At 56.2% G+C, this 12,841-nt stretch carries 9 protein-coding genes; 6 read left to right on the forward strand and 3 right to left on the reverse strand.

Annotated elements, in window-relative coordinates; genetic code table 11:
* Window positions 1-64 precede the first annotated feature (64 nt).
* Window positions 65-424: a group II truncated hemoglobin gene (locus F822_RS13210; protein WP_051536731.1), complete on the forward strand. Its 360-nt coding sequence runs from the start codon at window positions 65-67 to the stop codon at window positions 422-424.
* A 144-nt stretch (window positions 425-568) separates the two neighbouring features.
* Here F822_RS13210 and F822_RS13215 read toward each other — a convergent pair whose 3' ends face one another.
* A complete protein-coding gene (locus F822_RS13215) occupies window positions 569-1,933 on the reverse strand; it encodes a DEAD/DEAH box helicase (protein WP_025041520.1) in 1,365 nt (454 codons plus the stop codon).
* Window positions 1,934-2,399: 466 nt separating this feature from the next.
* Window positions 2,400-4,235 carry an ATP-dependent zinc metalloprotease FtsH gene (ftsH, locus tag F822_RS13225; RefSeq protein WP_025041518.1) on the reverse strand — a complete coding sequence of 612 codons (1,836 nt, stop codon included), beginning with the start codon at window positions 4,233-4,235 and terminating at the stop codon, window positions 2,400-2,402.
* 89 nt (window positions 4,236-4,324) lie between these two features.
* Here ftsH and F822_RS13230 point away from each other — a divergent pair, with 89 nt between their 5' ends.
* The 5 genes from F822_RS13230 to F822_RS13250 all read left to right on the forward strand — a co-directional run bounded on the left by F822_RS13230 (window position 4,325) and on the right by F822_RS13250 (window position 12,479).
* Window positions 4,325-4,531: a hypothetical protein gene (locus F822_RS13230; protein WP_025041517.1), complete on the forward strand. Its 207-nt coding sequence runs from the start codon at window positions 4,325-4,327 to the stop codon at window positions 4,529-4,531.
* 148 nt (window positions 4,532-4,679) lie between these two features.
* Window positions 4,680-6,485, forward strand: coding sequence for an autotransporter assembly complex protein TamA (locus tag F822_RS13235; RefSeq protein WP_025041516.1), 1,806 nt, complete (start codon window positions 4,680-4,682; stop codon window positions 6,483-6,485).
* 9 nt (window positions 6,486-6,494) lie between these two features.
* On the forward strand, window positions 6,495-10,433 hold the full coding sequence (locus tag F822_RS13240; RefSeq protein WP_025041515.1) for a translocation/assembly module TamB domain-containing protein: 3,939 nt from the start codon (window positions 6,495-6,497) through the stop codon (window positions 10,431-10,433).
* A gap of 307 nt (window positions 10,434-10,740) precedes the next feature.
* Entirely contained in the window at window positions 10,741-11,361 is a 621-nt protein-coding gene (locus F822_RS13245) for a TetR/AcrR family transcriptional regulator (RefSeq protein ID WP_025041514.1), read from the forward strand.
* A 65-nt stretch (window positions 11,362-11,426) separates the two neighbouring features.
* Complete coding sequence (locus F822_RS13250; RefSeq protein ID WP_025041513.1) at window positions 11,427-12,479, forward strand: metal-dependent hydrolase; 1,053 nt, start codon at window positions 11,427-11,429, stop codon at window positions 12,477-12,479.
* A gap of 136 nt (window positions 12,480-12,615) precedes the next feature.
* Here the strand turns inward: F822_RS13250 and F822_RS15895 are convergent, their stop codons facing one another.
* Window positions 12,616-12,744, reverse strand: a complete 129-nt coding sequence (locus F822_RS15895) for a hypothetical protein (protein ID WP_269430513.1) — start codon at window positions 12,742-12,744, stop codon at window positions 12,616-12,618.
* Window positions 12,745-12,841: the final 97 nt, after the last annotated feature.

Raw genomic sequence — 12,841 nt, forward strand, 5'->3', positions numbered from 1 at the left:
AGCGACTGATGGTTGAAGAATAAGATAGGAGAGTGAAGTGCATCTTGTAGAAGCTTATGAACTGATGGGTGGTGAAACAGCTATCCGTCGCCTGGTAGACCGTTTTTACGATCTGATGGATGAGGACCCGGACTATTACGGCATACGTAAACTTCATCCGCAGGATTTGGGCAGTTCGAGAGACAAGTTGTTCATGTTTCTATCCGGTTGGACAGGCGGCCCATCCTTGTATACCGAAAAACATGGCGAGCCGCGCCTGCGAACCCGTCATAAGCCTTTTCCGATAGCCGCTCCGGAGCGTGACCAGTGGTTGGACTGCATGAATCGTGCGATGGCGGATGTCGGGTTGGACGAGGAATTGTGCAAAAGTCTTGCCAAGGCTTTCTATCAGACTGCCGATTTCATGCGTAACCAACCGGAATAAGAGAACGATTCATTCATGCTACGCTGCCATACTCTGGCAACTGGATATGGCATATCCGGGGAACTGTACCAGTTAATGCAAATGGCCCGGATTCAGCGTCGAAACCGCTGAATCCGGGCCATTTTCACATTATAAACGTGTCTGTTACTTGGTTCTGAAGTGAGATCCGGGAGCGCTGCTATTCCTGAATGTATTTCCTGCTGCATTACCTCGCGTACCGGTGCGATTATCGCCAAACGAACGGCTGCGGCTATTATCCCAGTTCCCGTTGGTACTATTTGCGGTGCTGGAGCGGCCGCCGTCATTCGACCACGTGCGATTGCGTTTATGGGCGACGCTGGGCGCGCCACCTGTTCCGGTGCGCGGCTTGAACCGGGGCTCAAGACCCGGCACCACGTGCGATTCGATTCGCTGGCCGGTGAAGCGTTCGATCTTTTTCAGAGTAATGCCGTCTTTGCCCGAAGCAAATGATACCGCGATCCCTGATGCGCCGGCACGGCCGGTGCGGCCAATACGATGCACATAGTCTTCGGCAAATTTTGGCAGATCGAAATTGATGACGTGAGTGATGCCCACCACGTCGATTCCACGTGCTGCTACATCGGTTGCCACCAGCACCCGTAGTGCGCCACCGCGAAGCTTGCTCAGCGTACGCGTGCGATCACGCTGATTCATGTCGCCATGCAAGGCGGCGGCTTCATGGCCCTGGGCGGAAAGATTGTCGGCAAGCGTATCTGCATCGCGTTTGGTGGCAGTGAAGACGATGGCCTGTTTCAAGGCCAGATCACGTAAAAGATGATCCAGCAGCCGATTCTTGTGAGAAAGGTCGTCGACATAATGCAGCCGTTGCTCGATATTGTCGAGTCGAGCCTGCTGTGCCGCAACCTGGATGCGTTTGGGGGATTTCAGCAGCCGTGCCGCAACATTGTCTATCGCGCTATCCAGCGTGGCTGAAAAAAGCAGCGTCTGGCGAGTTGCGGGTGTGGCGGAAGCGATTCTTTCGACATCATCGATAAAACCCATGTCCAGCATACGGTCGGCTTCGTCCAGCACCAGCATTTCCAGGCGCGAAAAATCAATGCGGCCACGTTGGATGTGATCGATCAAGCGGCCAGGCGTTGCTACCAGAATATCTACCGGTTGTGAAAGCAGTTTATTTTGCAGCGGGTATGGCATGCCGCCAAGAATGCTTACGACCCGGACGCGGGGGAGATGCTTACCGTATTTGGCAGCGGATTCGGACACCTGAAGCGCGAGTTCGCGCGTCGGCGTCAGGACCAGTACGCGCGGTCCACGGCTGTGTACGCTGGATGGCGTGGCAAGGCGATGCAGCGCCGGCAACATGAATGCAGCGGTTTTGCCGGTACCCGTCTGGGCGGAAGCCATGATGTCGTGGCCAACCAGTAATTCGGGAATGGCCTGCTCCTGGATGGCAGTGGGCGTGGTGTAGCCTGAGTCGATGATAGCTTTGAGGATAAGCGGGTGTAGATTCAGATTTTCAAAAGACACGTTGTTTTTTTCCTATTAAATGAAAAAATATGCACCTCATGAGAATTCGAGGTTCGAGGCCAAACGGAGCATGATCAAAAGTTTGCTGCTTGCAGTCATTGACATGCAAGGAGCAGTTTCTTTTGCGCTTGTCTCGGCCAGAAACCTGGACTCATAGAGGCGCTTTAACGCGCGCAAACAGAAAAGGTTGCCGAAATTGATGGGCAAAATACCGTTGGCGCAAGCGTACATATAAGACATCGCCGCTAACCACGGTACCGCACAATTTCCGTTGGAGGCTTGAAAATCGAAGAGAGGTCAGGAACGATGAACCGACAAAAACCCGGAAAGACAGTAGGGGCTTTTCATCGAAGCGGCGAGTATACACGAATCAGCGTTCGCATAGAAAATATTTTTAAGAAAAGATAAGGGCTGGCAAATGAAGAACTCGGGCGCACGCCGCCGTGCTTATCGCCTCTTCTTCATATCAGGCTTTCACCGGATGCGCGGCCTGAGCGATTATCTCGCGCTTCAACACTTCTATCTGGGGCTCGTTCAGGGTTTCGGTCTTGAGCAGTTCCTCCGCGGCCCGGTCAAGCAGCGCACGGTTGACCATTAGAACGCCGATAGCGCGCTCCAGCGCATGATCGACAAGCGCGCGCACGGCGCTATCGACCGCATTTGCGGTTTCCTCGCTGTAGTCCCGGCTTTGAGGCATCGGTACACCGGGCTGAAGGTAAGTCGACCGTTCGCGGTCATAGGCGACGTGGCCCAGGGCATCGCTCATCCCGTAGCGCAACACCATCGCGCGGGCAAGATCGGTCGCACGGATAAGATCGTCGGATGCACCGGTCGATATCTCGCTGAATACCACTTGCTCTGCCGCGCGGCCGCCCAGCAGTACCGCCATCTTGTTTTCCAGCTCGGCTTGCCTCATCAGAAACCGGTCTTCTGTCGGACGCTGGATCGTATAGCCCAGTGCGCCGACGCCCCGGGGAATGATCGAAATTTTATGCACCTCGTCAGTGCCCGGCAAAGCCAGGGCTACCAGGGCATGGCCTAACTCGTGGAATGCGACGACGCGCCGCTCTTCCGGGTTAAGCAGACGGTTGCGTTTTTCGAGGCCCGCGACGACCCGCTCAATGGCGTTATTGAAATCATCCATCGTGACTGAGGTACCGGAACGCCGGGTTGCAAGCAGCGCCGCTTCATTGACCAGATTCGCCAGATCCGCTCCGGTGAATCCTGGCGTCAATGCTGCGATCTGCTCAGGCTTGACGTCGGTATCGAGCGCCACTTTTTTCAGGTGAACGGCGAGAATCTGCTCACGGCCCAATTTGTCCGGCCGGTCCACCAGCACCTGGCGGTCGAACCGCCCGGCCCGCAATAACGCGGGATCGAGGATCTCGGGCCGGTTGGTTGCGGCCAGCAATACTACGCCGCTTTTCGGATCGAAACCATCGAGCTCAGCCAGTAGCTGATTCAGTGTCTGTTCTTTTTCGTCGTGCCCACCCATCCCATATGCGCCACGAGCCCGCCCCAGTGAATCCAGCTCATCAATAAATATAATGGCGGGCGCCATTTGTCGTGCCTGCTCGAACAGATCGCGCACCCGCGCGGCGCCGACCCCGACGAACATCTCGACGAATTCGGATCCGGAGATGGAAAAGAACGGGACACCCGCCTCGCCCGCGACGGCGCGGGCGAGGAGCGTCTTGCCGGTACCGGGCGGACCGATCAGCAGGATACCTTTGGGCACGCGTCCGCCAAGGCGGCCATACTCTTTGGGGTCCTTCAGGAAATTGATGATCTCGACCAGTTCTTCTTTTGCTTCATCGACGCCGGCGACATCCGCGAAGGTGACTTTGGTTTCTGTCTCCACGAATACCTTGGCACGGCTTTTGCCGATCGACATCAGGCCGCCGCTCATACCCCCCGGATTCATGCGTCGAATGATAAATAACCAGATCCCGACAAAAATCGCCATCGGCAGCAGCCAGGACAGCAGGTCACGAACCCACGTGCTCTGAACCACTCCGGTATAGATAACGTTGTGCTTATCCAGCTTATCAGCCAGTTCGGACTCTACGCGCGTGGTAACGAAATTCTTTAACCCATCGGCGCCTTCATTCTTGAGTGAGCCGTAAATATGATTCTCGGTGATCGCGATCTCCGCGATCTTGTCCTGATCGAGCAATTCATGAAAGCGGCTGTAAGGGATCGGCTCGACCTTTGTGTATTTCGTGTACCAATTCTGTACAACCAGGATGCCGAGTATCGCAATGATGACGTACCAGAAATTGATTTGTGTTTTCTTGTCTATGGGATTTCCCATCGGTTTTATCTTATCCATACCATCCTTATTGCAAAGTGCTTGTGCTTAGAGACAATTCAGCAAAGGGTTTGTTCAGCATGGCGGGCGAAGGTTCGCGCCTGGCCATGCATGGTATGCGCGAAAAAAGTCGTTTCCGCATAAGTCGCACAGGATTGAAACTGCATTTTATTTCTTCAGCTGAAACGCCGCGCGCAATGACCGGTTCACGACCGCTCGGCTTGACGGCGAAACACGAAATGGGTTCTACTTTGTTGGTCCGCCTGGACCGCCAAACAGAAGCATAGGCGAAATTGCATAAAAATCAATGGTATTTCTGGCTCCCAGCTCGATAAACGGCTGTTGGGGCATACGCCGCTCTCTCAACTCATCGTCCGGATTCACTTATTATTTTTAGCGGGTTCCGGTAGCGTATTCAAACAGCCTGTCTCGTTCATGTCTGTTGCGAAATCCCTTTCTCATATCCACCCGGCGCAAATACGGATATCAGCACGCCTTCTGGTGCTCATCCTTTTTACGCTGGGAAATGGCGGCATCGCCAATGCACAGCAATCCGATGCCAAAAACACGCCGCCGGCAGTCACCATTTCAGCACCGGAGCCGTTGCGCGATTTGCTGAAAACGCATTTTCAGCTACCGATGACGCAACTGGTCGATGAAACCGACCGCGCGACTTTCATGCGCCGCGCACGGAAGCAGATAAGCGAGTTGCTCGCGACCGAAGGCTACTACACGCCGACTATGACCCTGCATTCCGCGATGCCCCATACCATTCCCGGGACAATCCCGGTGCTGGAAGTCATACCGGGACCCCGCACCCTCGTTACAGAAGTCGATATCGAATTCAAGGGAGATCTGGCAATTGATGAGCCCGGGCGGCGCGCGCGTATCGAAAAGCTGCGAGCTGCCTGGCCCCTGGGCGCGGGTCAGCCATTTCGCTCGCCAGCCTGGGAAGAAGCCAAGGCAATACTCTTGTCCAGTGTGGCGGCGGAGGATTATGCCGCAGCAGAGATAGAAGAAAGCAAGGCGGAGGTGGATTCCGATTCTCACAAGGCGCGGCTATTGGTGATAGTGGACTCCGGTCCTGCTTTCCGCTTTGGAAACCTGGAGATCAAGGGACTCAGCCGCTATGATCCAACGCTGATCACCGGGCTGGCTCCATTCAAAGCGGGCGATTCTTATCGGCGAGACCAATTACTCTCATTCCAGACGAAACTGCAAAATCTGCCCCAGTTCAACTCAGCAGCCGTCAACATTAAACCTGATGCAGTGACGCATCAGGCAGCACCGGTGGAGGTGGTTTTATCGGAGGCTCAGTCGCAGCGCGTCTCGGTTGGGGCGGGCTACAGCTCCAATACCGGCGGGCGAGGCGAGATCAATTACACCAACAATAATTTTCTGGACCGTGCGCTGCTGCTGAATGGCGGATTGCGCCTGGAACAAAAGCGCCAGACACTATCCACTACCGTCGAAAGCGTGCGGGACCAGGCCGGCCGCTGGTTTTCTCTGGGAGCAGGTGCCGAAAGGACTTTTATTCAGGAACTGGAAACCGTACGTGAGAAGGTAGGCATAAGCCGTAATCAACTGTATGACAAAACGGAAACCCGCTTTGCGCTTAACTGGCAACGGGAAGACCGGGCGCCCAAGGGGGGGCTGCATCAGATAAACGAGACTTTGGTACTGGACGGGCAGTTGCGCTATCGTTCGGTGGACGATCCTTTGTTTCCACGGGATGGGATGGTAACGGAAGTGCGTATCGGAGGCGGAAGCAAGCAGGCGCTATCCGATCAAAATTTCCTGCGCACCTATATAAGGCATCAGTTCTGGTACCCCATCGGGAAACGCGATGTGCTGTTGCTGCGCGGCGAGCTGGGGTATACGTTTGCTCCATCGCGCTTTGGTATCCCTCAGGAATACCTGTTCCGCGCCGGTGGCATCCAGTCCGTGCGCGGTTATGCATTCCAGCATCTGGGTGTACGCGAAGGTGAAGCCATAGTGGGCGGCCGAACCCTGGCCACCGGTACGATTGAATACAACCACTGGTTCACGCGTGAGTGGGGCGCCGCCGTATTTACCGATGTCGGTGATGCTGCCGACAGTGTACGCCAGCTTGACCTTGCAGTTGGATACGGAGGAGGTGTCCGCTGGCGCAGCCCCGTTGGACCGCTGGCGCTCGATCTTGCGCGCGGGCAACGTGACGGCAAATTGCGCCTGCATTTTTCGATTGCCGTGGCATTTTAAGAAAACGCCATGCCAAACTTTCCGGATGAAGGCCAGACCAAAAAATCCGCCATGAAAAAATGGCGATGGCAATGGGCGGCGCTAGCGCTTGTTGCCCTCGTTACCCTGGCTGCGGGCATCGGCATCTGGCTATCGACAAGCACATCCGGGCTGAAGTCGCTCGCATCGGCAGTCTCGCATATCAGCGGCGACAATCTCTCGTTTGAAGAACTGGATGGAGCGCTTTCGGGATCGATTAGCGCGCGGACCATTCGCTTTGCGAGTGACGATCTGCTTGTCATTGCAAGAGATGTAAAACTGAACTGGCAACCCGGTGAGTTGCGCTCGGGCCATGTGATGATTACAGCACTGTCGGTGAAAGAAGTGGAGATTGTTTCGTCACCCTCTTCGCAACCAAAATCCTTGCCCGCAAGCCTGGAGCTGCCTTTTTCGCTGTCTTTGCATAAACTCGATATCGGCACGTTACGCGTAATGAATGAAGAGGGCGACAGGCCGGTATTTGTCGCGGCAGAGCTCACGGCGGAGTTGGAAAGCAACGGCCGGAGGCATCGGTTATCCGGGTTGCGCACCAACCTCGAATTCGGCAGATTGATCGCGTCGGGCCAGCTGGACGGTATCAGGCCATTCGATCTGCATGCCGAAGCTGAACTGGCCGAGCTTGCGAATTCCGATTTCTCGGCGTTTGAAACCACTGGTTCGCGTATTTCAGTCATCGTCAAAGGCAACCTGGAGCGGCTCGACATGACAGCGAAAGGGAGCGGCGCCGGGTTGACAGGACAGGGCGAAGCGCAACTGCAGCCTTATGGTCCTGTTTTTATCGCCGGGCTGAGCTTGTCTGCGAGCGGACTTGATCCGCATGTTTTTTCCGCCGGTGCGCCGACAGCGAGTCTCACGGTGCAGGCAAACCTGCACGAGGTCGTTGCCGGGCAGCTCGAAGGTGGCGTTTCGGTGGAGAACAGTGCGCCCAAACCGCTTGATCAGGGCGGCTTACCTGTGCTTGAAGCGCGTGCGCAACCGATAGTGTCTGCCGAATTACTCCAGTTCAACGATTTGATGCTGGTGGCGTTAGGCGGGGGAACCGTTTCAGGCAGCCTTGCCTGGCAGCTAGAGGAGGCGACAGGATCAGCGGATCTGATAATTAACCGTATCGATCCTGCCAAGCTTGATACACGCCTGCGCCCGGCGAGCCTGAATGGCAATGTAAAGCTCAGCGGCGACACGCAGAATCAAAACGCTTCTCTCTCGCTTCGCGACAAGGCGTCGCGCCTGGACGCCCATATGGTACGGGCAGGTGATGTCTTGACACTGGACAAGATGAGCCTCAGCCATGGCCGGTCCCAACTTGCAGGTCAAGGCCAGCTTGGGTTAAGCGGTCCACGGGTATTTAATTTCGAAGGCAAGCTCCAGAATTTCGATGTTTCCGCATTTGCACAGGCGCCGCAAACCAGCCTCAACGCAACGCTGGCGCTGGCCGGCGAGCTGGAGCCCGGGACAGCGGGCGGAACAGCAAGCGGCCCGGCAGGCGCGATACGTTTCAAGATGGGGAATAGTCATGTGGCGAAACAGTCCGTGAGCGGCCATGGCCGAGTTGAGATTGCGGGTTTCGGCAGAGCCAGGGGCGAGGTCGAGGTGCGGCTCGGTAGCAATCACCTCACCGCGCGCGGCGGCTTCGGCCGCAAAGGCGACCAGTTGCAATTCGAGCTTGCCGCACCGGCTCTTGTACAGATGGGGCACGGACTCAGCGGTTCCCTTGCTGCCAGGGCGGTCCTGGAGAGTGGTTCTGCCGATTTTTCAGGACATGGTTTTCAATGGCCGGATATGACGTTCAATGCAAAAGGGAATAATCTTGCGCTTCCAGGCGAGCACCATTTTGGCAGTGTAGCGGTCGATGGCAGCCTGCATGGCGACGTCGTCGCATTAACGATAACGGCTGCGGATTATGCAACGAAGAAAAAAACACTGTTGCAAAACCTGACGCTGGAAGTGGAAGGTAAAAGATCGTGGCACGAAGTGCGGGTGGCCGCTCGCTTGAATGAGCACCAGAGCCTGGCGCTGCGAGCAGCGGGCGAATTGAACAAACCGGCTCAGCAGTGGCAAAACGCGCAATGGTTGGGAGAATTATCCGAACTGTCGGGAACCGGTCGATTTTCCTTTCAATTGGCGGGTATGGCGCCGCTGGGCATGAGCGCCAGGCACGTATCGTTTGGCGCAGCAAAGTTTATCGTTGCCGGCGGAACCGCGCAGATCGATGGAATTGAGTGGACGCCCCAAATATGGAGTAGCAGGGGTAATTTTACCGGGATTGGACTGCGCCTTGGCACCGATGCAGTCGAGAACGGGCCGAAAGATAATGAAGCACTTCGGCTGGGCGGCAGATGGGACATCGCATCGGGGGCGCGGCTGACGGGGAGCCTTAGCGTTGCACGTGAAAGCGGCGACTGGATATTACCGGGGGGCGACTCGCCGCTGCCACTGGGTTTGCAGACGCTTCAGCTCGCTGCCCAGGCCGTGGACGGGAGATTGACGGGAGAATTCAAAGCGAGAGGAAAGCGCCTGGGTGAGGCGAGTGCCTCAGTCTCCATGCCTGTCACAAGATCCGCCGAGTCTGCCATGAACTGGACGGTACTGCCCGCTGCAACCCTTACGGGAAATCTACTCGTCGATATGGACGATATTTCCTGGGCTGGTCCGGCGTTCGATGACAATATACGAACGGGGGGGCGGCTTGCCTTGCGAGCGGATGTCGTCGGCACTTTCGGCAGCCCGCGTCTGGACGGGCAGATACACGGCGACGATCTGGCGTTGGCGCTGCTGGAGCAGGGGGTGCGGCTTGAGCAGGGAAAACTGTCAGCGAGCTTCGACCAGGAATCCTTACGTATGGATGTTCTGAATTTTACCGCCCCTCACGTGCCCCCGCCCAATGACCGGTTGCTCAAGAACCTGAAGCTTGCCAAAGGGCCGGGCAGTCTGAGCGCATCGGGCGTAATGGATTTAAAGGGGCAGCGCGGTAATCTGGAAATTATCGCCGACCTCGTGCCGTTGGCACAGCGGCCGGATCGCTGGATCATTGCTTCGGGAAATGGCCGCGCCAGCCTGGAAAACAACATGCTCACCTTGAAGGGCAGCCTTGCCGCAAACGCGGGGTTGATTGCCCAGCCAACCGCTGGTAACCCGCACTTGCCGGATGATGTCATCGTTACGGGAGGAGCGTCCTCTGACCATCAGCCCGACCGGAAGGGCCTGCGGGTCGATATGGAGGCCAACCTCGATCTGGGCGATCAATTCTATATCCGTGCCTCGGGTCTCGAGGGAAGACTGGCTGGCCAGTTGAGCCTGCGCGGCGAGCCGGGGCATCGATTGCGAGCCATTGGCACCATCGCTGCGCGCGATACCAGTTTCGAAGCTTATGGCCAGCGTCTGGCGGTCGAGCGGGGTATCGTTGATTTCAAGGGGCCGATTGACGATCCTGCGCTGAATGTACTTGCTGTGCGCAAAGGGCTGGCGGTAGAGGCCGGCGTCGAAGTGACCGGAAGCGTGCGTCAACCTAAAGTACGGCTGGTATCCACCCCGCTTGTACCCGATCTCGAGAAACTTTCATGGATCGCGCTGGGCCGCGCCCCTGGAGGAAAGGCCGATGCATCATTGCTGCTCGCCGCAGCCGCGTCTATTCTGGGCGGGCAATCGGGGGGTATCACGGACAAGATCAGCCAGGCGATCGGCGTGGATGAGCTAACCATAAAACAGGCGGGAAGCGATACCTTGATGGGACAGGTCGGCATTGTCGGTAAACGGCTTTCGAAGCGAGCTTATATCAGTTATGAACAAGGACTGACTGCCGTGGTCGGCGTAACCAAACTTACCTATACATTGACCCCCAGAATCAATCTCGTCACACGAGCGGGTGTTGATAATGCAATAGATGTGCTTTATACGTTAAGGTTCGACTGAATTTGCAGTAGGGAGACGATCGAAGATAACCGGATAACAGCAAAAGCATGTTTCCGCTGAAGCACAGGCCGGGCGGTCATGCCGGCTATGAGCAAGGGGTTAATGATTACAGATTACACCTTGCACATCTGATTTACCTAGCCGCTTGATGTAAGCCTGATGTAACCAGGCTATCCCGTTGGCATCTCAGATCACGCTCGTCATACGAGCCGCCGGTATTGATAATGCGATGGATGTGTTTTACACTTTAAGCCAGATTGAGCTGAAATATTTTTCCATTCCGAATCAATAACTCATCGGAGGAAATATGGCAACATCCGATCAGATTGTCGGTGCCGCGGTTGGGCTCGGCGAGCAGAAATCATGGGAAGCCGTGCGCCTGCATGATGTGGCAGCTGTGCTGGGAATCAGCCTGGACGATGTGCGTGCGCATTTTCGCGAGAAAGAGGACATTGTCGATGCCTGGTTCGAGCGAGCCGATAGCGCCATGCTCAAAGCCGCGCAGGCTTCCGATTTTATATATCTGACGCCGCGCCGGCGACTTCACCGCTTGATCATGACATGGCTGGGCGCGCTGTATCCTTATCGCAAGACAACCCGGCAGATGATCTACGGCAAACTGGAGCCGGGGCACATCCATATTCAGCTCCCCGCACTGATGCGTATCAGCCGTACGGTTCAATGGATGCGCGAGGCGGCGGGCCGGGATGCCACTTATTTCCGGCGCGCCCTGGAAGAGACCGGGCTCACCACGATTTATCTGGCCACGTTCATCCATTGGATGAGCGATAACTCTCCCGGTGCAGCCAGAACCAGCCGGTTTCTCAACGGGTGCCTCTCGATGGCCGAGAACCTGGATCGCCTCGTATTTACCGGGCGCAGCATGGAAGAAAGAGGGGGCAGCGAAAAAGCGCCACAAGGTACCTGAAGTACCTGAGGCACCTTGGGCCCGAACCCAAACGCACGCATCGCTCTCATCGCTGCTGAAGCGGCATGGACACGCTGACCCATGCTTTAAGCGGCGCACTGCTGGCGCGGGCAACCGCGCCGATGAGGCCGGCCCCGGGTGAATTGACGTCAGGCGTGCGTACGACGGTCGGGTTCGTGGCCGCCGCGTTTCCCGATTGCGATTTTGTATTGCGCCTGTTTGATCCGCTCACCTACGTAACCCTGCACCGGGGCGTTACTCACTCGATCGTACTCTTGCCGGCCTGGGCATTGCTGCTAGCCTGGCTGCTTTCCCTTATCTTGCGTCAACGCTACTCGTGGCGGGCGATCTATAGTACGGCCGCTCTGGGCATAGCCATTCATATCGCGGGCGACGTATTTACCGCCTACGGCACGATGCTGCTGGCACCCTTTTCCAGTCATCGTTTCGCGATTCCATTCACGTTTATAATCGACCCCTATTTCACCGCAATTATTGCAATCGGCCTCGCGGCGGCCATGCTCCGACCTCAGGGGCGGCGTCCAGCCGTGATCGCCCTCCTGGTTTTAGGAGGCTACGTAGGGTTTCAGGGCATTCTGCATTCTCACGCAGTCAAGGTGGGCGAGGCTTACGCTGAAAATAGCGGATTGTTCGAAGCCGAAGTCCATGCTTTTCCTCAACCGCTGTCGCCTTTTAACTGGAAGGTCATCGTCAGCCATGGCGATGACTATCAGGTTGCTTTGATCGATCTATGGCGAACCCATAGCCGCAAGCCGCCCGATCCAGCAAGTGGGATATTGGGTATGTGGGAGAGGATTGCCGCAGGCTATCAGCCAGCCTCAGCCGCGAAATGGATACGACGTGGGCGATTTGGTGATACGGATTCCCAGCGCCATCTCGCCCATGAAGCATGGACGCAGGATATTTTTGCACCGTTTCGCCGGTTCGCAGCATTTCCTGCGCTCAACCAGATCGAGTTCACAGGAAATGGTGTTTGCGTATCGTTTCTTGATTTGCGCTTTACCGTTCCTTCGCTCCCGCCATCCCTGGTATTCGGCTTGTGCCGCGACAGTCCCGCAGGTCCCTGGCGGCTCGAACATAAGCAGGGACTCTTTTGAAGAGGTCAACCTGAAGGGATTAACGGAAATATCCGTAGTCGAATATACAAAAAAAGCTGAAAAGAGTTTTCCGCTTCAGCACCCAAGACCCAGGGCTCATCCGTAAAGTCACCGGGCTCAGCATTCATCCATGAAGTTACGCGTCGCTAATGGCTACGCTCATCGAGCTTAGCCATCCGGCAAGAATTGCGCTTGATGCGGCAATCAAGCTGCTCGTGCGCGCGCCCTTGTTGACACCATAGCGCCATGGCGCTAGATCAGTCACGCGATGATCCTAACCCGGATGTTTCATAAATTGACGCGCGCCCTCGCTGGTCTTTTGTTTCGTATGTAAATTTCGCTCAGTCGGACGTATGAATAAC

Source organism: Nitrosospira briensis C-128, assembly GCF_000619905.2.
In the GTDB taxonomy this organism is placed as follows: Bacteria; Pseudomonadota; Gammaproteobacteria; order Burkholderiales; family Nitrosomonadaceae; genus Nitrosospira; species Nitrosospira briensis.

Excerpts from the sequence above, each read along its gene's own strand:
- F822_RS13235 (WP_025041516.1), top strand. The coding sequence starts at position 4,680 with ATGTCTGTTGCGAAATCCCTTTCTCATATCCACCCGGCGCAAATACGG.
- F822_RS13250 (WP_025041513.1), top strand. The coding sequence starts at position 11,427 with ATGGACACGCTGACCCATGCTTTAAGCGGCGCACTGCTGGCGCGGGCA.
- F822_RS13240 (WP_025041515.1), top strand. The coding sequence starts at position 6,495 with ATGCCAAACTTTCCGGATGAAGGCCAGACCAAAAAATCCGCCATGAAA.
- F822_RS13230 (WP_025041517.1), top strand. The coding sequence starts at position 4,325 with ATGGCGGGCGAAGGTTCGCGCCTGGCCATGCATGGTATGCGCGAAAAA.
- F822_RS13245 (WP_025041514.1), top strand. The coding sequence starts at position 10,741 with ATGGCAACATCCGATCAGATTGTCGGTGCCGCGGTTGGGCTCGGCGAG.
- F822_RS13210 (WP_051536731.1), top strand. The coding sequence starts at position 65 with ATGGGTGGTGAAACAGCTATCCGTCGCCTGGTAGACCGTTTTTACGAT.